Source organism: Ralstonia sp. R-29, assembly GCF_049913345.1.
GTDB lineage: Bacteria > Pseudomonadota > Gammaproteobacteria > Burkholderiales > Burkholderiaceae > Ralstonia.
In genome coordinates, this window is the sequence record NZ_CP184377.1 from 2754919 (window position 1) to 2777621 (window position 22703).

Sequence of the window (22703 nt, forward strand, 5' to 3'; positions counted from 1 at the left end):
GCCGCCAAAACCCTTATGATTGGAATATCCGAACATTGTACTCTAGGGAGCCTGGCGCATGCCGAGTCCTGCAGACCTCAAGAACATCGGTCTGAAAGCCACGGTGCCGCGGTTGAAGATCCTCGAGATCTTTCAGACCAGCGAAGAGCGCCACATGAGCGCCGAAGACGTGTACCGCATCCTGCTCGCCGAGCACATGGACATTGGCCTGGCCACGGTCTATCGCGTGCTGACGCAGTTCGAGCAGGCGGGCCTGCTGTCCCGCAACAACTTCGAATCCGGTAAGGCGATCTACGAACTGAACGAAGGCAAGCACCACGATCACCTGGTGTGCCTCGATTGCGGGCGCGTGGAAGAATTCTTCGACGCGGAAATCGAGCAGCGGCAGCAAAGCATTGCCCGCGAACGTGGTTTTGCGTTGCAGGAACACGCCCTGTCGCTCTACGGCAACTGCACGAAAGACCCCTGCCCGCATCGCCCCAAACGTTGAAGCGCGCTGAAGCGCCATCGCAAAGCAAAACGGCCGCATCATCTGCGGCCGTTTTTCGTTGGGACTGAGGTAGCGGTGGATGTCAGGCGGACAGCCGCGTCTCATCCTCCTTTTCTGCATCGCCCTTGCCGCTCTTGCTGGCTTTGCCGGGCTCGCCCGCGGACAGCGGATGCGCCGGCGCGCCGGATGCCTGACCGGTGTATTCCGCCACCACCTGCTTGAACAGGTTGCGCGCCCATACCAGCATCGGATGCGTGTTGCGGCTGCGGTGCCACAGCATGTTCAGGCCGAGTACGGTTTCAAGCTCGGCCGGTAGCGGGAAGGCGTTCAGGTTGTACGCGTCACACACCAGATCTTTCATCAGCGAGTTGACCGTGAAGACCATATCGGTCTGCCCGGCCACCTCGGCCTGCGTGCGCCAGCCGTGCACGGTCATGGTCGAGTTGCGCTTGAGACCGCGCTGCTGCAGCGCGTAGTCCAGCGGAATGAGCGACGGCGCCGCGCGGCTGCCCGGGCTGCCTTGCGCAACGAAGATGTGCTCGCACTCCAGATACTGTTCGAGCGTGCAGCGGTCGGCCAGGATCGGATGCCCCTTGCGGGCGCAGACCCACATGTTGAAGGAGGTCACCACCTCTTCCATGATCTCGGCGTGGCGCGTTGGGAACGGCGAGAACGCCAGATCCAATTCGTTGGCGCGCATGGCCGCCACGTCGGACTCCCACGACGAGGATTCCGTCAGGCGCACCTGCAAGCCCGGCGCCAGGCGCTTCACGCGCAACAGGAAGCGGTCGAAGAGCGCGTCGCCCAGCGTGCCGGCAAAGCTGATATTGAATGTGCCGGTGGCTTCAGCCGGATCGAACGTGCCGATATCACCCTCGTTGATGGCAGCCCACAGGTCCAGCATTTCGCGCACTTTGGGGCCCAGTTCGAGCGCCTTGGGCGTCGGCGTCAGGCCGTGCGGAACGCGGATGAAAAGGGGATCATCAAAAATCTCGCGCAAGCGCCCAAGCGAATGAGAAACCGCCGGCGCGGTCATATGCATTTTTTCTGCCACATAGGTGGCATTCCGCTTGCTGAGCAGCTCGACAAATATCACCAACAGTTTGGTATCGACGTTGACCATGGGATGCCTTGGCTCAGGAACAGCAGCCATTGCCGCAGCAATGGGCCGGACGCGACAAAAAAGGTTGCCACGTCAGAATGTAGTATTTGTTCAGTGTACGGACTGCAACCTGATTTTCAAAGCAAATTCCTGTAGCCTCGTCCGGCAGTTGCTTGCGCGCAAACGTTTTCGAATGAACACAAACAAAAGGCGGCAACCCCCTAAGAGGATGCCGCCGGAGAGAGAAAACGCGCCGCCAGGTACGTTTTTTCTAGCCTCGCAAGGTTACTTGGCCACCACACGCGCCATTTCCAGGCACTTGTTCGAGTAACCCCACTCGTTGTCGTACCAGCTCACGACCTTGATGAAGGTGCCGTCCAGCGCGATACCGGCTTCGGCGTCGAAGATCGAGGTGCGTGCATCGCCGCGGAAGTCCGTAGCCACGACCTTGTCTTCGGTGTAGCCGAGCACGCCCTTCAGTGCGCCCTGGCTCTGGGCCTTCATTTCGGCGCAGATTTCAGCGTACGTGGCAGCGCTTTCGAGCTCCACGGTCAGGTCGACCACCGACACGTCGGAGGTCGGCACGCGGAACGACATGCCGGTCAGCTTCTTGTTCAGCTGCGGGATCACCACGCCCACGGCCTTGGCAGCGCCAGTGCTCGACGGGATGATGTTTTCCAGGATGCCGCGGCCGCCGCGCCAGTCCTTGTTGGACGGGCCGTCCACGGTCTTCTGCGTGGCGGTGGCAGCGTGTACGGTGGTCATCAGGCCGCGCTTGATGCCCCACTTGTCGTTCAGCACCTTGGCAACGGGTGCCAGGCAGTTGGTCGTGCACGAGGCGTTCGAGATGATCGCTTCGCCCTTGTACGACTCGTGGTTCACGCCGAACACGAACATCGGGGTGTCGTCCTTCGACGGAGCCGACATGATCACCTTCTTGGCGCCCGCGTCGATGTGCTTCTGTGCGCCTTCCTTGGTCAGGAAGATGCCGGTCGACTCGATCACCACATCAGCGCCGACTTCGCCCCACTTCAGCTCAGCCGGGTCCTTCACGGCGGTCAGGCGGATCTTCTTGCCGTTGACGACGAGCGTGTTGCCGTCGACCGACACTTCACCGTCGAAGCGGCCGTGCACCGAGTCGTACTTGAGCATGTACGCTAGGTAGTCGGGCTCGAGCAGGTCGTTGATGGCAACGACTTCGATGTCCTTGAAGTTGGCGACGGCGGCGCGGAACACCATGCGTCCGATGCGGCCGAAGCCGTTGATGCCGATCTTGATGGTCATGGTCAGTCTCCTGATAGCAGAAAAGAAATCGATGAAAGCAACGCGGCACCTCGTGGGTGCCGCGCGCGCAGATTCAATTAAGCGATGACGCTCTTGGCGGTGTTCACCACGTTCTCGACGGTGAAGCCGAAGTGCTTGAACAGCACGCCTGCCGGAGCCGACTCACCGAACGTGTCGATGCCGACCACAGCCTGTACTTGGTACTTCCACCAGAAGTCCGTCACACCGGCTTCCACGGCAATGCGCGGCACGCCATGCGGGAGCACGCTGGCCTTGTAGGCCGAGTCCTGCTTGTCGAACACGGTGGTTGCCGGCACCGAAACGACGCGCGCCTGAATGCCTTCAGCGGCGAGTTGGTCGGCAGCGCTCACTGCCAGGCCGACTTCCGAACCAGTGGCGATGATGACCACGTCCGGCTTGCCGTTGGCCGCATCGCGCAGCACATAGCCGCCGCGGGCGATGGCTTCGCGCGTGGCCGGGTTGCGCGCCTGGAACGGCAGGTTCTGGCGGCTGAAGATCAGGCAGCTCGGGCCATGCTGACGCTCGATGGCGGCGGCCCATGCGACGGCGGTTTCGGTGGTGTCGGCGGTGCGCCAAACATCCATGTTCGGGATCAGGCGCAGGCTGGCGACGTGCTCGATCGACTGGTGCGTCGGGCCGTCTTCGCCCAGGCCGATGGAGTCGTGCGTGAAGACGAAGATCGAGCGGATCTTCATCAGCGCGGCCATGCGCAGGGCATTGCGGCTGTAGTCGGAGAACGTCAGGAACGTGCCGCCGTACGGAATGTAGCCGCCGTGCAGCGCGATACCGTTCATGATGGCGCTCATGCCGAACTCGCGCACGCCGTAGTTGATGTGGTTGCCCCAGGCATCCACACGCACGGCCTTGCTGCCGCTCCAGTTGGTCAGGTTCGAGCCGGTCAGGTCGGCCGAGCCGCCCAGCAGTTCGCCCAGCACCGGGCCGTAGGCTTCCAGCGTGTTCTGGCTGGCCTTGCGGGTGGCGATGGTCTCGGCCTTGAGTTCGCACTTCTCGATGAACTCGTCAACGGCCTTTTCGAAGCTTGCCGGCAGTTCGCCACGCATACGGCGCTCGAATTGCTCGGCTTCAGCCGGATGGCGGTCGGAATAGGCATCGAACAGTGCGTTCCAGGCCTTTTCCAGCGCCTGGCCCTGGCCCTTGGCGTCCCATGCGTCGTACACGGCTTGCGGCACGTCGAACGGGGCATGCGGCCAAGCCAGCGCTTCACGCGCGGCGGCAATTTCCACGCCGCCCAGCGGAGCGCCGTGCACGTCGTGGCCGCCTTCCTTGTTGGGGGCGCCCTTGCCGATCACGGTGCGGCAGCAGATCAGCGTCGGCTTGTCGGATTTCTTGGCTTCGGCAATGGCGGCGTCCACGGCGTCAACGTTGTGGCCGTCCACGGCGCGGATCACGTTCCAGCCGTAGGCTTCGAAGCGCTTCGGGGTGTCGTCGTTGAACCAGTGGACGACCTCGCCGTCGATCGAGATGCCGTTGTCGTCCCACAGCGCGATCAGCTTGTTCAGCTTGAGCGTGCCTGCCAGCGAGCAGGCTTCGTGGCTGATGCCTTCCATCAGGCAGCCGTCGCCCAGGAAGACGTAGGTGTGATGGTTGACGATGTCGAAGCCCGGGCGGTTGAACTCCTGGCCCAGCAGGCGTTCAGCCAGCGCCATGCCGACGGCGTTGGTGATGCCCTGGCCCAGCGGGCCGGTGGTGGTTTCCACGCCCGGGGTGATGCCGTATTCCGGGTGGCCGGCGGTCTTGCTGTGCAGTTGGCGGAAGTTCTTCAGCTCCGACATCGGCAGGTCGTAGCCAGTCAGGTGCAGCAGCGCGTAGATCAGCATCGAGCCGTGGCCGTTGGACAGCACGAAGCGGTCGCGGTCCGGCCAGCGCGGGTTCAGCGGGTTGTGCCGCAGGTGGCGGCTCCACAGTGCCACGGCGATGTCTGCCATGCCCATCGGCGCGCCGGGGTGACCAGAATTGGCCTGCTGGACGGCGTCCATGGCAAGCACGCGGATGGCGTTGGCCATCAGCTGAGTGGGCTGGGTGGTATTCGAGTGGAGTGCGGGGGCGGTCATGCGAACCTGCGGGCGGAGAGACGGTAGGCGGGAAAACCGCGATTTTACCAGACGGACATGCCCCCGCTGGGGTGATCGCGGTCAGAAAAACGGGGGACAGCGCCCCCTCCCGGCCCCCTCGCTCGCCGGGCTTACCACTCCGCCACGGAACCGTCGGCGTGACGCCACACAGGGTTGCGCCAGTCGGGAGCTTCCTTGCTGCGCTCGATGACCAGCGCTTCATCAATGTCCACACCCAGGCCCGGCAGGCGCGGCGGGCGGATATAGCCGCCTTCCAGCGCGAAATCGGCCTTGTTGCGCACGTAATCGAGCAATTCGGCGCCCTTGTTGTAGTGGATGCCCATGCTTTGCTCCTGCAACGTGGCGTTCCAGCTGACGAAATCGACATGCAGGCAGGACGCCAGCGCGATCGGACCCAGCGGGCAATGCGGCGCCAACGCCACATCGTAGGCCTCCGCCATGGCGGCGATCTTCACGCATTCGGTAATGCCGCCCGCGTGCGACAGATCCGGCTGCAGGATCGACACGCCACCCGCCTCCAGCACACGCTTGAAATCAAAGCGCGAGAACATGCGCTCGCCGGCGGCGATGGGCAGATGGGTCTGCGCGGCCAGGCGGGCGTAGGTCTCAGCTTGCTCGGCCAATACGGGCTCTTCAATAAAGAGTGGGCGATACGGCTCCAGCTCCTTGATCAGCACCTTGGCCATCGGCGCAGACACGCGGCCGTGGAAGTCGAGGCCGAACTCGACCGTGTTGCCAAAGGCCGAGCGGATTTCCGCCACCTTCGCCACCGCCGCGTCCACCGCGCGGGAGGTGTCGATGATGCCCATCTCTTCACAGCCGTTTAGCTTGAAGTGATCGAAACCACCGGCCTGCAGTGCCTTCATGCCAGCAATCACATCGGCCGGCCGGTCGCCGCCGACCCAGCTATAGGTGCGCATCTTGTCGCGCACGAGGCCGCCGAGCAGTTCGTACACCGGTACGCCCAGCACCTTGCCCTTGATGTCCCACAACGCTTGGTCGATGCCGGCGATGGCACTCATCAGGATCGGCCCGCCGCGGTAGAAGCCGGCGCGGTACATGGTCTGCCAGAGATCGTTGATGCGGCTCGGGTCCTGCCCGATGAGGTAGTCGGACAGCTCATGCACCGCGGCCTCCACCGTGCCCGCACGGCCTTCAATGACGGGTTCGCCCCAGCCGGTGACGCCCTCGTCGGTTTCGACTTTCAGGAACATCCAGCGCGGGGGCAGACGGTACGTGGTCAGGCGGGTGATTTTCATGGGTGGATCATGCGGTCAGATTGAACGGTGCGGTAAGCGGTGACGAAGGCGCGTGCGCGTTCGGCGGTGCGCTCGACGGGCTGGCCGGGGCGATAGAGGTCGCTACCGAGCCCGGCGCCGATGCAGCCGGCGGCAAGGTAGTCGGCGAGGTTCTCCGGCGTGATGCCGCCGACGGCAAACACGGGCACCTCAGGCGGCAGCACGGCCTTGAGCGCGCGCACATAGCCGGGGCCAAGGTTGCCTGCGGGGAAAATTTTCAGCGCTTCGGCGCCCGCGTCCAGCGCGGCAAACGCCTCGGTGGCGGTCATGCAGCCGATGCAGGTGACGAGCTTGCGCGCAGCGGCAGCGCGAATGACATCCGCGTTCGTGTTCGGCGTGACGACCAGCTTGCCGCCGGCCGCGACCATCAATTCAACGTCGGCCGGTTTCAGTACCGTGCCGGCGCCAATCAGTGCGCGGTCACCAAACGCACGCGCAGCCAGTTGCACGCTCTGCGCCCAATCGGGCGAGTTGAGCGGAATCTCGATCGCGTCAAAACCGGCATCGACCAGCGCTTGCGTATGTGCCAGCACCTCGTCGGGCCGGATGCCACGCAGGATGGCGATCAGCGGAAGGTGAGTTGTCCAAGTCATGCGTTACTCGTGATAGAGCTGCGAGCGACCGCCATCGATCAAAATGTCGGTCGCGTTGATGAAGCCCGCCTCGTCGGAGGCGAGGAACAGCGCGGTGTAGGCCACTTCTTCCGGCTCGCCGATGCGCTTGCATGGGAGCAGTTCGGCCTGGCGGCGGCGCTCGGCCTCGGGGTCGGCCGCCGCCGCAAAACCCGCCTCGGCAATCGGCGTGAGGATCAGCCCCGGCGAAATTGAATTCACGCGGATACCGCGCGCCGCATATTCAATGCCCAGCGCACGCGTGAGCCCAATTAACCCGTGCTTGGCCACCGGATACGGAAACGCGCCCGGAATGATCTTGTGCCCGTGCACCGATGCGATGTTGACGATGCTGCCCGCCCCACGCGCCAACATGTGCGGCAGCACTGCACGCGCGCAGTGCCACGCGCCTTCGAGGTCGACGGAGAGACAGCGCGCCCAATCGTCTTCGCTGAGCCTGAGCGGATCGGCAAACACGTTGATGCCGGCGTTGTTGACCAGCACGTCGATGCCGCCGAAGCGTTCGACGCCTGCCGCGACCATCGCGTCGATCTGGCTGCGGTCGCGCACGTCGGCTTGGACGAGCAGGATGTTGTCGTCGTTGCCGATGGAAGCTGCAAAGGCCTCGGCGCGCTCGTCACGCACCAGCGCGTTGACGATCACGCGCGCGCCATGTTGTGCGAACAGCTTGGCAATCGCGCCGCCAATGCCCTGCGTGGCGCCCGTCACCAGGGCAACCTTGCCGGCCAGGCGTGGCGGGAAAGACGTCGGAGAAGCGGTCATGCGTGAGAACGGCCCACGGTGAATTGGTAGCTGCGCGCCAGGCTCTGGCCGGTGCCGAGGATGGTCAGCCCATGGTCTTCCGGCAAACCCGGCAGGTTGTGCGCGTTGATGGCGTGGTCGACGGGTTCGAAGCAGAAAAAGTCGTCGTCCATCGGCGTGTAGAGCACGTAGCGCGAGGTATCCGCGGTCATCGACAGCGACAGGCGCCGGCCAGGCCACACGATCTGGGCTTGGCCATCCCAGCCCTCGAAGCTGTGGTTGATGTCGGCACCCGTTGCCAGCGGCCGCAGCTTGTGGAAATCGGCGTCGGCGGACGGTGCCTGCGAGACCGTCGGCAGATGGTCGGGCGCGGCCTGCCACATGCCGGTCGCGCCCGCTTGCAGCCGCACGTCCGGCGTGCGTGGGAAGAACGGATGCAGCCCTAAGCCGAACGGCAGCGGCACGCCTTCGTTCCGCACTGAGAGCGACACGTGCAGCGCGTTGCCGCCCAACGTGTAGCGCAGCCGCGCCGAGTAGCGGAACGGCTGGCCGCTGTCGACCACAGCTGCCAGCTCGATGGATGCCTCCGCCTGGGAGACCACCCGCCACGGCATCAGCCAACCTTGGCCATGCAGCGGATACGCTTCGCCTTCGCGTGTGAGCGGCACGTCGACCGCGTGCCCCTCGAACGTAAAGCGCCCGCCGCCGATGCGGTTGGACCACGGCACCAGCGGGAAGCAGGCGAGCGTTCGCGGATCGTGCAGGGCTGCATCGACAGAGCCCGGCCGGAACACGGGCACGATGTCGCCATCGCCAAGCCAATCGAAACGCAGCAACCCGCCGCCGGCTTCGGGGAGCACGTCGGCGCGCAATGCGCTGTTCTCAAGCCGCAACGTGGGCATGGCCGAAACGCGCCTCCGGCAATCCGCGTACGTTGGGCACAGCGAGTTGGAGCGTTGCGCCAGCGTTCGGGTCTTCTGCCAGGCGATGCGCCGACAAGCCATCCCGCGCCGTCGTCAAATACAGCGCATCGAACGCAGCGCCGCCAAACGCGGGGCACGTCGGCTGCGACGTCGGCACAGACAGGCGCGCCAGCACGCGGCCATCGGACGCATAGCGCGTGAGGCGGTTGCCGCCCCACTCTGCGTTCCACAGGCAGCCCTCTGCATCGACCGTGGAGCCATCAGGCGAACCCTTGTGGCCACCTTCAGCATCTTGGTCTCGCAGATCGGCAAAGAGGCGGATGTCGTCGACGTTGCCGGTTTGTCCGTCGTAGTCGCATGCGTGGATGCGGCGGCTGGGCGTATCGCACCAGTACATCGTCGTGCCGTCTGGGCTGAAGGCGATGCTGTTGGCGATGGCGATATTGGGCAGCGCCAGACGTTGCAGCGCCCCCTTCGGCGTGAAGCGGTAGAAGCTGCCGGTTGGCTCCGGGCCGCCTTCGTGCATCGTGCCGAAGACGTAGTTGCCGCAGCGGTCGGCACGGCCGTCGTTGACGCGCGTGGTGGGGTTGTCGGGCTCCACGTCGGCGAGCGGCTGCAACGTGCCGGTGTGCGTATCGAAGAGGACGACCTTCTTCGCCAGCCCGAGGATGAGCACCCCCGGCGCGTCGGTCAGCACGAACGAGCCCACGCGCTGCGGCAGTGACCATTGGCGCTCTTTCCCCGTCGCGGGGTCGTGCTGCCACAGCAGCGATTCCTGGATGTCGGTCCACCACAGCACGTTGAGTTCGTCGTCCCAGACGATGCCCTCGCCGAGCGTGCAGCGCAGATCGGAAAGGATGGTTGCTTTCGTCATTTCTGCGCCCTCAATCCCGGCCACCGCGGTTCTTCAATTGGTCCACCAGCACCGCTGCCAGCAGGATCGCGCCGCGCACCAGGTACTGATAGAAGGCGTCGATGTTCAGCAGGTTCATCGCGTTCTGCACCGTACCCATGATGAGCACGCCGACCAGCACCCCGCTGATGGTGGCGCGGCCGCCCAGCAGCGACACGCCACCCAGCACGCAGGCCGAAATCACGTTCAGCTCAAAGCCCTGCGCCGCATTCGGCTGGCCGCTGGTGATGCGCGCCGCCAGAATCACGCCCGCCAGCGCGGCAATCACACCCTGGATCAGGAAGATGACGATGCGCGTCATGTTGACGTTCACGCCCGCCAGCCGCGCCGCTTCCGGGTTGCCGCCAATGGCCAGCGTATTGCGCCCGTAGATCGTCTTGTTGAGCAGCACGCCAAACACCACGAAGCACAGCCCCGCCACCCACACCGGCGTCGGCACACCAAAGACGATGGTGTTGCCCAGATCGAAGAAGGACATATCGGCCACGCCCACCGCCTGCCCATGCGAGGCGATGAAGGCCAGCCCGCGCACGATTTCCATCGTGGCCAGCGTGGTGATCAGCGCATTGATCTTCAACTTGGCGATCACGAAACCGTTGATGCCGCCAATGACGGCGCCCGCCACCAGACTGGCGCCGATGCCCAGCGCGATGCTGCCGGTCGCGTTGATGATCATCGCGCAGAGCACACCAGCAAAGGCCACCGTCGAACCGATCGAGAGATCAAAGTCGCGCGAGGCCAGGCAGAACATCATCGTGCAGGCGACCATGCCGATCTGCGAGACGGAGAGCGCGAGGCCCACCATGTTCTGCCAGGAAAAGAAGTACTCGACCGAGAACGACAACGCGGCGAACAGAATGGCGAAGATCAGCGGCAGGCTGAAATCGTCCAGCAGGCGAAGCAGGCGCGTCTTGTTCATAGTGGTACGGGCCGACGCGGCCAGGGCGTCGGCATGTTGCAAACGTTGAGACTGGGACATCTTGGACTCCGGGGTTCTCATGCAGCCAGCGGTGCCGTCGGCAGCGGCGCGGATTCAGGACGCAGCGCGAGCTTGAGCACCGCTTGCTCATTGGCCTGCTCGCGCAACAGTTCGCCGGCGATGCGGCCTTCGCTCATCACCAGCACGCGGTCGGCCACACCGAGGATCTCCGGCAGCTCGCTGGAGATCATCAGCACGGCCACGCCGCGCTCGGCCAGCTCGTACAGCACTTGGTAGATCTCGTTCTTGGCGCCCACGTCGATGCCACGCGTGGGCTCGTCGATGATGAGCACGCGCATGTCGTCTTCCGCCAGCCAGCGCGCCAGGATGGCCTTCTGCTGGTTGCCGCCCGACAGCAGGCGGATCGGCTGATCACGGTTGGGCGTCTTGATGCGCAGGCGGTTGATGTAGTGGTCGGCGGTCTTCGCTTCCTGCTTGTCGTTGACGAACAGGCCAAAGCGCCGCTGGTTGCGCCGGCAGCTGATGTTGATGTTTTCCGACACCGAGCGGCAGCCGATGATGCCCTCTTCCTTGCGGTCTTCCGGGCACAGCACGATGCCTTGGCGGATGGCATCGGCCACATCGCGGATGCGGATCGGTACGCCGTCCAGCGCGATGCTGCCGGCGCTCTTGGCGTCCGCGCCGTAAATCAAGCGCGCCAGTTCTGAGCGCCCCGCGCCCACCAGCCCGAACAAGCCGACGATCTCGCCGCGCCGTACCGACAGGCTTGCCGGCTCGGCCAGCTTCGGGCCCATCAGGCCATCCACTTGCAGGCGCACTTCACCGAGCGGGCGCGCGCGGTAATCGAAGATGTCGTCGATCTGGCGGCCGACCATCTGTGCGACCAGCTCGTCGCGCGTGACATTGGCCATCGACGGAAAATCCGCCACCTTGCGGCCATCGCGGAAGATCGTGCACCCGTCGCACAGCTCGAAAATCTCATCCAGCCGGTGCGAGATGTAGATCAGCGCCCGGCCCTGCGCGCGCAAGTCCTTCACGAGGCGGAACAGGATGTCGGTCTCGCGGATCGACAGCGAACTCGTCGGCTCATCCAGCGCAATCACGCGCGCATCGCGCAGGATCGCCTTGCAGATCTCCACCATCTGGCGCTGTCCGATCGACAGGTGCTTGAGCTTGGCGCGCGGGTCCAGATCCACGCCGATGCGGCCGAGCTGTTCGCGCGTCCAGGCCATTGCCTCGCGCTGGCGGATGAACCCGCCGCTGGCCGGCAGGTGGCCGAGCAGCAGGTTGTCCATCACCGTCAGCTCGGGCACCGTCTGCAGTTCCTGGTGGATGACCGCAATGCCGGCATCCAGCGCCGCCCGCGTGGTCGGGAACGCCGTCGGCTGCCCCTCGACGATGATCTGCCCGCCGTCAGGCTGATAGTCACCGCCGAGGATCTTCAACAGCGTCGACTTGCCCGCGCCGTTCTCGCCCAGCAAGCCATGCACACGACCGCATTCGATGCCGAACGACACATCGGACAGCGCCCGCACACCCGGAAACACCTTGCTGATGCCACGAAACTCAAGAAACGCCGACATGGCGAGTCTCCTTCCTCATCTCGATGCGCGTCATCCGCAAGATCACAAACCCATTTCCTGACGGACGGCCTTCTCGTTGTCGCGCGTCATCAGGCGGCCGCTGGTGAGGATGAGGGGCTCGGGCGCCTTGTTGGCCTTGATCCACTCGTACATGTTCACCGAGGTCTCATAGCCGTGACGCTTCGGGCTGATCAGCACGGTGCCGAAGAAGCCGGTCTTCTCGGGCTTGGCGAACTCGTTGAGCGCCGACTGGCTGCCGCCGATGCCCACGCCGATGATGTCCGCCGGCTTCACGCCATGGCCCTCCGCGGCGCGCACAGCACCGAGCACCGCTTCGTCATTCAGGCCAAACGCAACCCAGTGCTTGAACTTCGGGTTCTTGGTGAGCGTGATGTTGGCGGCGTTGAACGCGGCTTCGGTATCCGTCTTGGCCTGCGGGCTGGTCAGCACGTTGGCGGCCGGGAAGCCTGCCTTGGTGAGCGCAGCCACCGCGCCATCAGTGCGCTCCTTGGCGGTCGGGAGCTGGTCATACGCAATGCGGATGGCGCCGACTTCCGACAGGTTCCAGCCGCGCTTCTTCATCTCCTGCGCGATGGCGTCGCCCACCTGTTCGCCGATCTTCGTGGCCGAGATGCCCATGTGCGGCACCGATTCAATCGGCTTGCCGGCACCGTCCACCAGACGGTCATCCACCGTCATCAGCTTGAGGTTGTTCTGCTTGGCCTTGGCCACCACCGCCGGGCCGAGCTTCACGTCCGGCACGCAGATCACGAACCCCTGCGCGTGCTGCGCGCCCAGGTTGTCGATGGCGGTCAGCACTTCGCCGCCACTGGGCACGCCAATCTTCACCAGCTTGAAGCCCTTCTCCTTGGCGGCCTGATCGGCGAACTTCCATTCATCCTGGAACCAGGGCTCTTCGGGCTGCTTGACCAGGAAGCCGATCTTTACGTCGTCCGCCGCATGGGCAAACACCGAAAAGCCGCCGGCCATGGCGAACAGCGTGGCGGCCGCAATGGCCTTGAAGGTACCGCGTCGTTGTTGGTTCATCTTGTCTCCTTGTGATGCCGTCTTGGCGGCACCTGTTTTGCTGTGGATAACCACTGTGGACAACTGCTGTGGATAACCGTTGTGGATAACTACTGTGGATAAGGCTTTGGCCGCGCCAGCACTGGGCTTACGCGGCCTTCAACGTCTTGACGAGACCCCGCTCGCGGGCGACCGCAATCGCACCGCTGCCGGCCAGGTGTTCCTGCTGTTCATTGCTCGTGACGGTGACCTTGCCCGAGAAAAAATCGTCCTCCGACACCAGCACCGCCAGCGACTCGCGCAGCAGCGGCTTGCCCGTGATGACGAACTGCGTGCCCGGGTTCATGCGGATCGCGCTGCTGTTCTTGAGCGTGAGCAGATCCGCGCCCAAGACCGCGCCCAGCAGGAAGTTGGCCCGCGCGTTGCGTTCGTAGATCGTGAACTGCCCCAGCGTGCGCACCATGAAGCAGGCACGCCCCAGGCCGATGCTGCTGGCGCTGCGCGCGCCGGCCAGCAACATCTCCGGATCAACTTCCGTGGCGAAGTCAGAATCCAGCGAATCCGCCAGGATGGTGTTGTGCGTGATCACGTGGAGCAGCTCGCCGGCCAACGTGGTCACACAACCGGTGATGCGCTGGTCGGCGTCCAGATGCACGAACTTCGAGTGGGAGCCCGGCAGCACGATCACCGCCGGTTCGGTGATGCCCAGGCGCGAGACCAATCCCATCGTCTCGACCTCTTCGCCACGCATCATGTCCATCGACTCGATGTTGTGCAGGCCCAGGTTGTCCACCGGATTGCGCACGCCGGGCACGAACCAGATCGGCTGGTCGCACACCTCGGGAATGCTCGCCTGCACCATCCCCGCCGCCAGATCGCGCAGCCCGGCCGGCGCGGTCAAATGCGGCACCTCGTGCAGCCCAACGTTGGAGGTGATCATGCCGGAGGCCAGCACGAGGTCGACCTGGTTCATGCCGAAGCCGACCTTCTGCAGCGCGGCTTCAATGGTGTCCTGCACGCCGCGCTGCAGCGTCGTCTTGTTGCCGGTGATCGCGGTGTCGCGCACCCCGACCTGGCGCGCGGCCTGGCAGAGCGCAACGTCATCACGCCAAACGGTGACGCGCGTGTTGGTGGTACCCGTATCGATGGTGAGGATGTTCATGCGTGGCATTGCTTGGCGTTACGTAGGACAGGCCCCAGGGGGATTTAGAACGAGTGGACGATACCCGTGTACGCACCCAACTGATTCTTGCCCGGCGCCGGGTTGTTGTTGGTCGCCTCCACCGAGAAGTTGGCGTTGGCGCTGTTCTGCACCGTGCCCACGCTGGCATACAGCATCGTGCGCTTGGAGAGGTTGTAGTTCGCACCGGCCATGAACAGGTTGGCGTTGCCGCCGCCATGGTTCACGTTGACGCGGTAGGCCGCGCCGATGAGCGTGAGCGCCGGCGTCAGCTCGTAGTTCACGCCCAGCCAGTAGTGGTTGGCCTTGGTCGGTGCACCCACCGGGGCGTCAGGCGCGGACAGGTTTTCATACACCGCAAACAGCTTGGCCTTGCCGAGGGTGAACGTGCCGCCCACCGTGGCTTCCTTCGAGAAATTGAAGATGTCGGTGTATTTGCCGTTGGCATCGCGGATTACGTCGTAGATCGCGCGCACTTCCACCGGGCCGGCGGTGTAGACAGCGGATACGCCATCGCGGCGGCTATTGGTGAAGGAGCCCGGCTGTTCGCCCAGGCCAGTCTGCAGGCCGAACTGGAAGCCGCCCCAGGTGGGGCTCTGGTATTCGACGATGTTGTTGGCGCCCTGCCAGTTGCGCCCGCGCACCAGCGTGGCGGAGCCGATGAACTGCTGGCCGGTCGGATCGAGGAACCAGACGTCGTTGCTGATGAAGAGGTTCTTGCCGGCGGTCAGCGTGCCCCACGTGGGGCTGGACAGGCCGACGTACGAACGGCGGTTGAAGAGCGCATCACCGTTGGTTTTACCCTGCGCGGCGCCAAAGCCGGACTCGAGGCGGAAGACGGCCTGCAAACCACCGCCCAGATCCTCCTTGCCCATGAACCCGAACATGCTGGTGCCCCACTGGTTGTCAGCGGCGCGCCAGAGGCTGCCGCCTGGCGACGTGGCGGTGGCGGCAACGTTGTTCTGGTAATCGATGCCGCTGACAACGCGGCCGTATAGCGTGACGTTGGTTTGTGCGAGGGCGGGAGCGGTCCAGCCAGCGAGCGCAAGGCCGCACGCCAGCATCCCGCGAACAGCGGTGGTTCGATTCATGACGTCTCCTGAATGTTTTTGTAGGCGGGGCCGGTGCGTCGCGTGGATGGAGATCGCTGGAGGCAGACACCAGGCGAGCGCAAACCGTCCCCAGGCGCATTTGTAGTTGCAGTGTGCAGAACGTGGCAAACTACAAATTCTTCGCGGTACGTTAAATTTTTCTTAACGAGAACGCATGGCGAGACGCCTACCTCCCCTTAACGCATTGCGCGTCTTTGAAGTTGCGGGCCGCCACCTGAGTTTCAGCCGGGCCGCCGACGAGCTTTGCGTGACCAACGCCGCCGTCAGCCACCAGATCAAGCAGCTCGAAGATCATCTGGGCAAAAAGCTCTTCGCACGCCGCAATAACCAGCTCACGCTGACGGACGCCGGCGAGAACTACCTCCCCCGCGTGCGCGATGCCCTGCGTGCGCTGGAACAGGCGACCGATCTGCTGATGGACACCGCCGACACGCCATTGCGCGTGGCCGTGCCGCCAACCTTCGGCGCCAAATGGCTGGTGCCGCGCCTGTACCGCTTCTTCAACCAGCACCCGCACGTGCGCGTCGAGGTCTCCACCGCCGACGTGCAAGACCACGGCCAGCTCGACCTCTGCATCGACGATCGGCAGATCAACGCGCCCAACCTGCGCGTTGAATGGTTCACCTCCACCGACTTCTTCCCCGTGTGCAATGCCGCCCTGCAGGCGGCGATTCGCATGCCGCAAGACCTGGCGACGCACACCTTGCTGCACGAGCGCGGCGGGCGTCACCTCGCACATCACCCGACGTGGCAGCAATGGCTCGACGAGGTGGGCGTACGCCAGATCGACGCCACGCGCGGGCCGGCGTTTTCCGAGGCGCTGATGGCACTGCAAGCCGCCATTGACGGCCAGGGCGTGGCACTCGGCCAGGGCATCCTCGTGGAATACGACATCGCCGCCGGGCGGCTCGTGCGGCCCCTCGCGACGGAGGCCTCGCTACGGCTGTCGTACTACCTCATCCACCCGCGCGAAGCGGAGGAGCACCCGGGTTTTGCGCTGTTCCGGCAATGGCTGATCGACGAAGTGGCGCGCAGCGCCGGCCGTGCGCGCAATCTGCAGGCGCCGGGCGAGGTGTTTTGATTTCTTTTTGATTGTGCTGGGGCCCGCGCTCTACACTAACCGTCCGGCGTTTTCCTATTTCAAGAGCCCGCCATGAGCTTCCCCCGCCCCGCCAATACCCCGTGGCTCGTCCCCTACCTGACGGTGCGCGACGCGTCCGCCGCCATCGGCTTCTATCGCAACGCCTTCGGCTTTGCAGTACAGGACGAAGTGCACGACCACGGCCGGCCGATCCACGTCGAGATGACCTACCAAGGCCAGCTCATGCTGATGTTCGCGCCCGAAGGCGTATTCGGCTCCACCGCCAAAGCCCCGGCCGGCGCGGGCTTTGAATGCCCGCAGAGCTTCCACCTGTATTGCGAAAACGTCGACGCGGCTTACCAGCAAGCGCTCGACCAGGGCGCCACGTCGATCATGGCGCCGCACGACGCCTTCTGGGGCGAGCGCTACGCCGCCGTGCGCGACCCAGACGGCTACCGCTGGGGCCTCGCGTGCCGCCCTGCCGTCACCGCCTGATCGCCCCACCCGATTCACCACAAGGATTGCTGTAATGGGGCTCCCCCGTTTCTACATCGACACCCCACTCGCCCCGGACACCACCGTCACGCTGCCGGAGGCCGTCACACGCCACATCCACGTCCTGCGCCTGGCCGTTGGCGATGAGGTCTGCCTGTTCGATGGCTCCGGCAATGAGTTCCGCGCTCGCCTGGATGCCATCAACAAGCGCGACGCCGCCGCCAGCCTGACGGATGCCACCCAGCCCGACACCGAGGCACGCTACGCCATCACGCTCGCCCAGGGCATTGCCGGCGGCGACAAGATGGATTGGTTGATCGAGAAATCGGTGGAACTGGGCGTACACGCCATCGCCCCGCTGCAGACCGAACGCGGCGTGGTGCGGCTCTCGGGCGAGCGCGCCGCCAAGCGCGTGCAGCACTGGCAAGCGCTGGTGCAGGCCGCCTGCGAGCAATGCGGCCGCGCACGCGTGCCGGCTGTCGCACCCATCGCCACGCTGCGCGAATGGCTGGCGGGCGCCAAATCGACTGACACGCCGCGCGTGCTGCTGTCGCCGCGCGGCACGCAATCGCTTACGCAGTGGGCTGTGCAATCGCGCGAGCGCATCGAAGGCAACGGTGTTGTCCTGCTGATCGGCCCCGAAGGCGGACTCTCCCCCGACGAGGAAGCACTGGCCGAAGCCGCCGGTTTCTTACCGTTGACACTCGGGCGACGTATTCTGAGAACGGAATCGGCGGCGCTCGTTGCCGTGTCCGCGCTGCACGCCGTGCTCGGCGAGTTTTGAGTTCTGTGTTCTGACGACGCAACACTGACCGTTTGATCCCCCCGGCGGGCGCCTACCCCTGTCCCGCCATTGACCATAGGAGCTTCATCATGGGTCTACTCGATTCCATCCTCGGCGGCGGCAATGACGCCAGCGGCGCGCAATCCTCCTTGCTGGGCAACAAGAAAGTGCTGCTCGCCGTGGGCGTGCTGGCCTATCTGGCAATGAAGCACGGCAAAACGCCAGACGCCGGCAACGGTGCCCAACCGCAACAAGAACAAGACGGCGGCCTGTTTGGTTCGCTAGGTAGCCTGCTCGGCGCCGCAGGTGGTGCCGGCGCGCTCGGCAGCCTGCTGGGCGGTGCCGGTGGCCTTGGCGGCGTACTCGGCGGGTTGCTGGGAGGCGGTGGCAACGCGGATCAGGCGGCGGCAGGCGGCCTTGGCCCGCTGCAGCAGATCCTGGAACAAGCCGGCCTGGGCGAGCAGGTCAAATCGTGGATCGGCAACGGCCAGAACCTGCCCGTCTCCGGCGAGCAGATCACGCAAGCACTGAGCGGCACGGGCGCACTGGAAGAAGTGTCGAAACTGGCGTCCAGCTTCGGGATCAACGAAAGCGATCTCGCCAACCAGCTCGCCGAAGGTCTGCCGGAAGCGGTGAACCATCTCACGCCGCAGGGCGCACTGCCGGCTGCCTGAGCGCATTCGCTGCCATGTAGATAGAAGGGCCCGCAATTGCGGGCTCTTTTCGTTTGCGCCATCCGACGGGCGCCGGATCAGCCTTGGCTGTCGTAGGCCGTGCGACCGGCCGCGCGCAGCGCCTCCACCACATGCATGGCGGCCGGCGACAGCAGCCGGTCGGTGCGCGTGATGATGCCGAAGTCGTCCATCTGGCACGGCATCGCCAGCGGCAGGATTTCCACCATGCGATACGACGCGTAGTACTGCGCGACATCGACGCCGATCACAGCCAGCATGTCGCTCTGCTGCAGGATGCGCGTGAGAAACAGCAGCGCGGAGGTTTCTACCACGCTGGTCGGCGCCGTCAGGCTGGCCCGCTGGAACATCAGGTCAAACCGGTGGCGCAGCACGCTGCCAATGGGCGGCACCACCCAGGTGGCCGCTTGCACGTCGTGCAGGGTCAGCGTGGGCTCGGCCAGCAACGGATGCCCCGGGCGCGCCACCGCGACGACCGGCTCGTCGGCCAGCGGCTCGTAGCGCAGATGCAGCTTGTCGTGCTCGGCAAACAACCGGCCGATGACGAGGTCGAGCTTGTCCTGCGCCAGGCGGTCCAGCAGCACATTGCTGTTCTCGATTTCCAGCGAGACGCGCAAACCCGGGTGCTCGCGCGTGACCTGCGCCACCACCGGCGGCAGCAGCCGCACGCCCGGTGAGGTGATGGTGCCGACCGCCACATGGCCCAGGTGACCCGCCTTGAGCCCGAGTACCTCTTCCTGCGCCTGATTCAGGCTGCCGACCACCGCGCGCGCGTGGCGGATCAGCGCGTCGCCATAGCGCGTGGGCCGCATGCCGCGCGGCATGCGCTCGAACAGCGGCACATCGAGCATCGCTTCCAGCTCGCGCAGCAGCTTGGAGGCCGCCGGCTGTGTCATGTTGAGCACCGCCGCGGCGCGGTGGATGTTGCCTTCCTCGGCCAGTGCAATCAGCAGCAGCAATTGCCGCGTCTTCAAGCGCGCACGCACATACCAGGGGCTGGAATTCGACATGGGGGTTTCCCTGAGATACCGGATTGGATATCAATGAAGACCAATATTTCATTGGAAGGATATCAGGCCGCTCCGTACACTCGGGCCGATCAAAACCACAACCACACCGGAGACAACGGACGTGCCGCGCGGCGACCTGCCACGCAGCCGGTCGGTGCGCCTGCCCCGCGCTCGCCCCACGTCCGTCACACGCACCCATGTCGGAAACAAAACGCAAACTGCGCTCGGCCCAATGGTTCGGCACTGCCGACAAGAACGGCTTCATGTATCGGAGCTGGATGAAGAACCAGGGCATCCCCGATCATGAATTTGACGGCCGCCCGATCATCGGTATCTGCAATACGTGGTCGGAACTCACGCCATGCAACGCGCATTTCCGCAAGCTGGCTGAGCACGTCAAGCGCGGCATCTACGAGGCGGGCGGGTTTCCGGTGGAGTTCCCGGTGTTCTCCAACGGCGAGTCGAACCTGCGCCCGACGGCCATGCTCACTCGCAACCTCGCGGCGATGGATGTCGAAGAAGCGATTCGCGGTAACCCGATCGACGCGGTGGTGCTGCTAACCGGCTGCGACAAGACCACCCCCGCCCTGTTGATGGGCGCCGCCAGTTGCGACGTGCCGGCCATCGTCGTGACGGGTGGCCCGATGCTCAACGGCAAGCTCGATGGCAAGAACATCGGCTCGGGCACGGCGGTGTGGCAACTGCACGAATCGCTCAAGGCGGGCGAGATCGATCTGCATCATTTCCTGTCGGCGGAAGCGGGGATGTCGCGCTCGGCCGGCACGTGCAACACGATGGGCACGGCGTCCACCATGGCCTGCATGGCCGAGGCGCTCGGCACCTCGCTGCCGCACAACGCGGCCATTCCGGCGGTGGATGCGCGGCGCTACGTGCTGGCGCATATGTCCGGCATCCGCATTGTCGAGATGGCGCTGCAGGGCCTGACGCTGTCGAAGATCCTCACGCGCGCCGCATTCGAGAACGCTATCCGCGCCAACGCGGCGATTGGCGGGTCGACCAACGCGGTCATCCACCTGAAGGCGATTGCCGGACGCATCGGCGTGCCGCTGGAGCTGGAAGACTGGTCGCGCATCGGCAAAGACACGCCGACCATCGTTGACCTGATGCCCTCGGGCCGCTTCCTGATGGAGGAGTTCTATTACGCCGGCGGCCTACCCGCCGTGCTGCGCCGCCTGGGCGAGGCGAATCTGCTGCCGCACCCCGATGCCCTGACCGTCAACGGCAAGACGCTGTGGGAAAACGTGAAAGCCGCCCCCATCACCGACGACGAAGTCATCCGCCCGCTGAGCAACCCGCTGATCGACGATGGCGGCATTCGCGTGTTGCGCGGCAATCTGGCGCCACGTGGCGCGGTGCTCAAGCCATCTGCGGCGAGCCCCGAGCTGCTCAAGCATCGCGGTCGCGCCGTCGTGTTTGAAAACCTCGAGCACTACAAGGAACGCATCGTCGACGAAACGCTGGAGGTGGATGCCAGCTCCGTGCTGGTGATGAAGAACTGCGGGCCGAAGGGGTATCCGGGCATGGCCGAGGTCGGCAACATGGGCCTGCCGCCCAAGCTGCTGCGTCAGGGCGTGAAGGACATGGTGCGCATTTCCGACGCGCGCATGAGTGGCACCGCGTATGGCACGGTGGTGCTGCACGTGGCGCCCGAAGCCGCATCCGGTGGACCGCTGGCGGCGGTGCAGGACGGCGACTGGATCGAACTCGACTGCGAAGCCGGCACGCTACACCTGGACATCAGCCCGGAAGAACTCGCGCAGCGCCTGGCCGCCTACCAGCCCCCGCGTTCGCACGGCGAGGCGGGCGGCTACCAACGCCTGTACGTCAACCACGTGCTGCAGGCCGACGAAGGCTGCGACCTCGACTTCCTGGTCGGATGCCGCGGCGCGGCCGTGCCACGCCACTCACACTGAGCGGAGGCGAGACAGATGGAGATCTCCCAGACCGCAGGCGCCGTTCCGGCTTCGGGCGACGCATCGCAAGAGCAGCGCATCATCGGCATGCTCACGCGCAAGCTCATGCCATTCCTCGCGCTGATCTACGTGGTGGCATATATCGACCGCTCCGTGGTCGGCTTCGCCAAGTTGCATATGAATGCCGCAGTCGGTATCGGCGATGCGGCTTACGGGCTCGGCGCGGGCCTGTTCTTCGTCGGCTATTTCCTGTGTGAGGTGCCGAGCAACCTGGCGCTGGAACGCTTCGGCGCACGCCGTTGGTTTGCGCGCATCCTCTTCACCTGGGGCGTCATCACCATGGCCATGGCGCTGACCAGCGGCCCCATCAGCTTCTACGTGCTGCGCTTTCTGCTGGGTGCGGCGGAAGCCGGCCTGTACCCGGGCATCCTGTATTTCCTGACCAAGTGGTTTCCGATGCGCCACCGTGCGCGCATCGTCGGCTTGCTGGTGCTGGCGCAACCCATTGCGCTCATCATCACGGGGCCGATGGCGGGGTGGCTGCTGTCGTTGCCGGGGTTCTTTGGCATGTCGAACTGGCAAACGCTGTTTGTACTCAGCGGCCTGCCGGCCACGCTGCTGTGCCTGCCCACACTGCGCGTGCTGCCGGAATCCCCCGCGCACGCACGCTGGCTGCCTGCGGCCGACCGCGCTTGGATCGAACGGGAACTCGCTGCAGACCAGGCCGCCTATGCGCTGAAGTCGCACGGCAGCCCGCTCAAGGCGCTCAAGGATGTACGCGTGCTGATGCTGGCGCTGCTGTTTCTGCCGTTTCCGATGAGCATCTACGGCCTCTCGCTGTGGCTGCCGACCATCATCAAGCAGTTTGGCGTGAGCGATGCCACCACGGGCTTGCTGTCGGCGGTGCCCTATCTGTTTGCCGTGGTGGGCTTGTTCCTCGTGCCGCGTCATTCAGACCGCACCGGCGAGCGCTACTGGCATATCGCCATCCTGTCGGCACTCGCTGCGCTCGGCATGGCGGCCAGCGCGTGGGCGCAAACGCCCGTGCTGCAACTGGCCTGCCTGTGCCTGTTCGCATTCGCAGCCTATTCGATTCAGGCCGTGGTGTGGGCACTGCCGGGGCAGTTCCTGACCGGCGCGAGCGCCGCAGTGGGGATCGCCACCATCAACTCGCTGGCCAACCTGGGCGGTTACATCGGCCCCTATGGCATTGGCCTCATCAAGAACGCCACGGGCAGCCTGTCTGCCGGCTTGTACTTCCTCGCCGCTGCGCTCGTGTTTGCCGTGGTGATGACGTTTGTCGTGCGCGCCCTGCTGACGGCGCGGCCCGCGCACTGACCCGCAACCTCTTCTGCTGACTTTCCGACCT

The 22703-nt window shown here is 64.9% G+C and carries 21 protein-coding genes; 7 read left to right on the forward strand and 14 right to left on the reverse strand.

The features are described 5' to 3' along the window. Nucleotides 1–58 precede the first annotated feature (58 nt). A complete protein-coding gene (gene fur, locus ACN9M1_RS12975; RefSeq protein WP_426394952.1) occupies nt 59–490 on the forward strand; it encodes a ferric iron uptake transcriptional regulator in 432 nt (143 codons plus the stop codon). Between the two features lie 82 nt (nt 491–572). On the opposite strand, the gene ACN9M1_RS12980 is transcribed toward fur, so the two are convergent. The 13 genes from ACN9M1_RS12980 to ACN9M1_RS13040 all read right to left on the reverse strand — a co-directional run bounded on the left by ACN9M1_RS12980 (nt 573) and on the right by ACN9M1_RS13040 (nt 15317). Beyond that, nucleotides 573–1613, reverse strand: coding sequence for a LysR family transcriptional regulator (locus ACN9M1_RS12980; protein WP_426394953.1), 1041 nt, complete (start codon nt 1611–1613; stop codon nt 573–575). 264 nt (nt 1614–1877) lie between these two features. Then, a complete protein-coding gene (gap, locus tag ACN9M1_RS12985; protein ID WP_426394955.1) occupies nt 1878–2876 on the reverse strand; it encodes a type I glyceraldehyde-3-phosphate dehydrogenase in 999 nt (332 codons plus the stop codon). A gap of 77 nt (nt 2877–2953) precedes the next feature. Further along, nucleotides 2954–4969, reverse strand: a complete 2016-nt coding sequence (tkt, locus tag ACN9M1_RS12990) for a transketolase (protein WP_426394957.1) — start codon at nt 4967–4969, stop codon at nt 2954–2956. 131 nt (nt 4970–5100) lie between these two features. Further along, the gene (gene dgoD, locus ACN9M1_RS12995) at nt 5101–6249 is read right to left on the reverse strand and encodes a galactonate dehydratase (protein ID WP_426394959.1); all 1149 of its coding nucleotides are present in this window, start codon (nt 6247–6249) and stop codon (nt 5101–5103) included. Then, nucleotides 6246–6881 carry a 2-dehydro-3-deoxy-6-phosphogalactonate aldolase gene (locus tag ACN9M1_RS13000; protein WP_426394961.1) on the reverse strand — a complete coding sequence of 212 codons (636 nt, stop codon included), beginning with the start codon at nt 6879–6881 and terminating at the stop codon, nt 6246–6248. The genes dgoD and ACN9M1_RS13000 overlap by 4 nt, the downstream gene beginning before the upstream one ends. Nucleotides 6882–6884: 3 nt before the next feature. Continuing rightward, nucleotides 6885–7682 carry an SDR family oxidoreductase gene (locus tag ACN9M1_RS13005; protein ID WP_426394963.1) on the reverse strand — a complete coding sequence of 266 codons (798 nt, stop codon included), beginning with the start codon at nt 7680–7682 and terminating at the stop codon, nt 6885–6887. Continuing rightward, complete coding sequence (locus ACN9M1_RS13010; protein ID WP_426394965.1) at nt 7679–8563, reverse strand: aldose 1-epimerase; 885 nt, start codon at nt 8561–8563, stop codon at nt 7679–7681. Before ACN9M1_RS13010 ends, ACN9M1_RS13005 begins: the two co-directional genes overlap by 4 nt. Further along, entirely contained in the window at nt 8544–9458 is a 915-nt protein-coding gene (locus ACN9M1_RS13015; protein ID WP_426394966.1) for an SMP-30/gluconolactonase/LRE family protein, read from the reverse strand. Before ACN9M1_RS13015 ends, ACN9M1_RS13010 begins: the two co-directional genes overlap by 20 nt. 10 nt (nt 9459–9468) lie before the next feature. Further along, entirely contained in the window at nt 9469–10476 is a 1008-nt protein-coding gene (araH, locus tag ACN9M1_RS13020) for an L-arabinose ABC transporter permease AraH (RefSeq protein WP_426394968.1), read from the reverse strand. A gap of 17 nt (nt 10477–10493) precedes the next feature. Next, entirely contained in the window at nt 10494–12020 is a 1527-nt protein-coding gene (araG, locus tag ACN9M1_RS13025) for an L-arabinose ABC transporter ATP-binding protein AraG (RefSeq protein WP_426394969.1), read from the reverse strand. A 42-nt stretch (nt 12021–12062) separates the two neighbouring features. Next, nucleotides 12063–13067: an arabinose ABC transporter substrate-binding protein gene (locus tag ACN9M1_RS13030; protein ID WP_426394971.1), complete on the reverse strand. Its 1005-nt coding sequence runs from the start codon at nt 13065–13067 to the stop codon at nt 12063–12065. A gap of 127 nt (nt 13068–13194) precedes the next feature. Beyond that, on the reverse strand, nt 13195–14208 hold the full coding sequence (locus tag ACN9M1_RS13035) for a 2-dehydro-3-deoxygalactonokinase (protein ID WP_426394973.1): 1014 nt from the start codon (nt 14206–14208) through the stop codon (nt 13195–13197). A gap of 44 nt (nt 14209–14252) precedes the next feature. Continuing rightward, entirely contained in the window at nt 14253–15317 is a 1065-nt protein-coding gene (locus ACN9M1_RS13040) for a porin (RefSeq protein ID WP_426394975.1), read from the reverse strand. A gap of 175 nt (nt 15318–15492) precedes the next feature. Between ACN9M1_RS13040 and gcvA the strand changes: the two genes are divergently transcribed. The 4 genes from gcvA (at nt 15493) to ACN9M1_RS13060 (ending at nt 18372) form a co-directional block, all read left to right on the forward strand. Continuing rightward, nucleotides 15493–16419 carry a transcriptional regulator GcvA gene (gcvA, locus tag ACN9M1_RS13045; RefSeq protein WP_426394976.1) on the forward strand — a complete coding sequence of 309 codons (927 nt, stop codon included), beginning with the start codon at nt 15493–15495 and terminating at the stop codon, nt 16417–16419. A 72-nt stretch (nt 16420–16491) separates the two neighbouring features. Next, nucleotides 16492–16914, forward strand: a complete 423-nt coding sequence (locus ACN9M1_RS13050) for a VOC family protein (RefSeq protein ID WP_426394978.1) — start codon at nt 16492–16494, stop codon at nt 16912–16914. A gap of 34 nt (nt 16915–16948) precedes the next feature. Then, a complete protein-coding gene (locus ACN9M1_RS13055) occupies nt 16949–17698 on the forward strand; it encodes a 16S rRNA (uracil(1498)-N(3))-methyltransferase (RefSeq protein WP_426394979.1) in 750 nt (249 codons plus the stop codon). Nucleotides 17699–17787: 89 nt separating this feature from the next. After that, the gene (locus tag ACN9M1_RS13060) at nt 17788–18372 is read left to right on the forward strand and encodes a YidB family protein (RefSeq protein WP_426394981.1); all 585 of its coding nucleotides are present in this window, start codon (nt 17788–17790) and stop codon (nt 18370–18372) included. Between the two features lie 77 nt (nt 18373–18449). On the opposite strand, the gene ACN9M1_RS13065 is transcribed toward ACN9M1_RS13060, so the two are convergent. Then, nucleotides 18450–19400 carry a LysR family transcriptional regulator gene (locus ACN9M1_RS13065; protein WP_426394983.1) on the reverse strand — a complete coding sequence of 317 codons (951 nt, stop codon included), beginning with the start codon at nt 19398–19400 and terminating at the stop codon, nt 18450–18452. A gap of 197 nt (nt 19401–19597) precedes the next feature. Between ACN9M1_RS13065 and ACN9M1_RS13070 the strand changes: the two genes are divergently transcribed. Together ACN9M1_RS13070 and ACN9M1_RS13075 are read left to right on the forward strand one after the other, a co-directional pair. Beyond that, the gene (locus ACN9M1_RS13070) at nt 19598–21334 is read left to right on the forward strand and encodes an IlvD/Edd family dehydratase (RefSeq protein WP_426394985.1); all 1737 of its coding nucleotides are present in this window, start codon (nt 19598–19600) and stop codon (nt 21332–21334) included. 15 nt (nt 21335–21349) lie between these two features. After that, the gene (locus tag ACN9M1_RS13075; RefSeq protein WP_426394986.1) at nt 21350–22672 is read left to right on the forward strand and encodes an MFS transporter; all 1323 of its coding nucleotides are present in this window, start codon (nt 21350–21352) and stop codon (nt 22670–22672) included. The last annotated feature ends 31 nt before the right edge of the window (nt 22673–22703 follow it).

What these genes read in the sequence shown, in the direction of transcription:
- fur (WP_426394952.1), top strand. Translation starts at nt 59, where the DNA reads ATGCCGAGTCCTGCAGACCTCAAGAACATCGGTCTGAAAGCCACGGTG.
- ACN9M1_RS12980 (WP_426394953.1), bottom strand. Translation starts at nt 1,613, where the DNA reads ATGGTCAACGTCGATACCAAACTGTTGGTGATATTTGTCGAGCTGCTC.
- gap (WP_426394955.1), bottom strand. Translation starts at nt 2,876, where the DNA reads ATGACCATCAAGATCGGCATCAACGGCTTCGGCCGCATCGGACGCATG.
- tkt (WP_426394957.1), bottom strand. Translation starts at nt 4,969, where the DNA reads ATGACCGCCCCCGCACTCCACTCGAATACCACCCAGCCCACTCAGCTG.
- dgoD (WP_426394959.1), bottom strand. Translation starts at nt 6,249, where the DNA reads ATGAAAATCACCCGCCTGACCACGTACCGTCTGCCCCCGCGCTGGATG.
- ACN9M1_RS13000 (WP_426394961.1), bottom strand. Translation starts at nt 6,881, where the DNA reads ATGACTTGGACAACTCACCTTCCGCTGATCGCCATCCTGCGTGGCATC.
- ACN9M1_RS13005 (WP_426394963.1), bottom strand. Translation starts at nt 7,682, where the DNA reads ATGACCGCTTCTCCGACGTCTTTCCCGCCACGCCTGGCCGGCAAGGTT.
- ACN9M1_RS13010 (WP_426394965.1), bottom strand. Translation starts at nt 8,563, where the DNA reads ATGCCCACGTTGCGGCTTGAGAACAGCGCATTGCGCGCCGACGTGCTC.
- ACN9M1_RS13015 (WP_426394966.1), bottom strand. Translation starts at nt 9,458, where the DNA reads ATGACGAAAGCAACCATCCTTTCCGATCTGCGCTGCACGCTCGGCGAG.
- araH (WP_426394968.1), bottom strand. Translation starts at nt 10,476, where the DNA reads ATGTCCCAGTCTCAACGTTTGCAACATGCCGACGCCCTGGCCGCGTCG.
- araG (WP_426394969.1), bottom strand. Translation starts at nt 12,020, where the DNA reads ATGTCGGCGTTTCTTGAGTTTCGTGGCATCAGCAAGGTGTTTCCGGGT.
- ACN9M1_RS13030 (WP_426394971.1), bottom strand. Translation starts at nt 13,067, where the DNA reads ATGAACCAACAACGACGCGGTACCTTCAAGGCCATTGCGGCCGCCACG.
- ACN9M1_RS13035 (WP_426394973.1), bottom strand. Translation starts at nt 14,208, where the DNA reads ATGAACATCCTCACCATCGATACGGGTACCACCAACACGCGCGTCACC.
- ACN9M1_RS13040 (WP_426394975.1), bottom strand. Translation starts at nt 15,317, where the DNA reads ATGAATCGAACCACCGCTGTTCGCGGGATGCTGGCGTGCGGCCTTGCG.
- gcvA (WP_426394976.1), top strand. Translation starts at nt 15,493, where the DNA reads ATGGCGAGACGCCTACCTCCCCTTAACGCATTGCGCGTCTTTGAAGTT.
- ACN9M1_RS13050 (WP_426394978.1), top strand. Translation starts at nt 16,492, where the DNA reads ATGAGCTTCCCCCGCCCCGCCAATACCCCGTGGCTCGTCCCCTACCTG.
- ACN9M1_RS13055 (WP_426394979.1), top strand. Translation starts at nt 16,949, where the DNA reads ATGGGGCTCCCCCGTTTCTACATCGACACCCCACTCGCCCCGGACACC.
- ACN9M1_RS13060 (WP_426394981.1), top strand. Translation starts at nt 17,788, where the DNA reads ATGGGTCTACTCGATTCCATCCTCGGCGGCGGCAATGACGCCAGCGGC.
- ACN9M1_RS13065 (WP_426394983.1), bottom strand. Translation starts at nt 19,400, where the DNA reads ATGTCGAATTCCAGCCCCTGGTATGTGCGTGCGCGCTTGAAGACGCGG.
- ACN9M1_RS13070 (WP_426394985.1), top strand. Translation starts at nt 19,598, where the DNA reads ATGTCGGAAACAAAACGCAAACTGCGCTCGGCCCAATGGTTCGGCACT.
- ACN9M1_RS13075 (WP_426394986.1), top strand. Translation starts at nt 21,350, where the DNA reads ATGGAGATCTCCCAGACCGCAGGCGCCGTTCCGGCTTCGGGCGACGCA.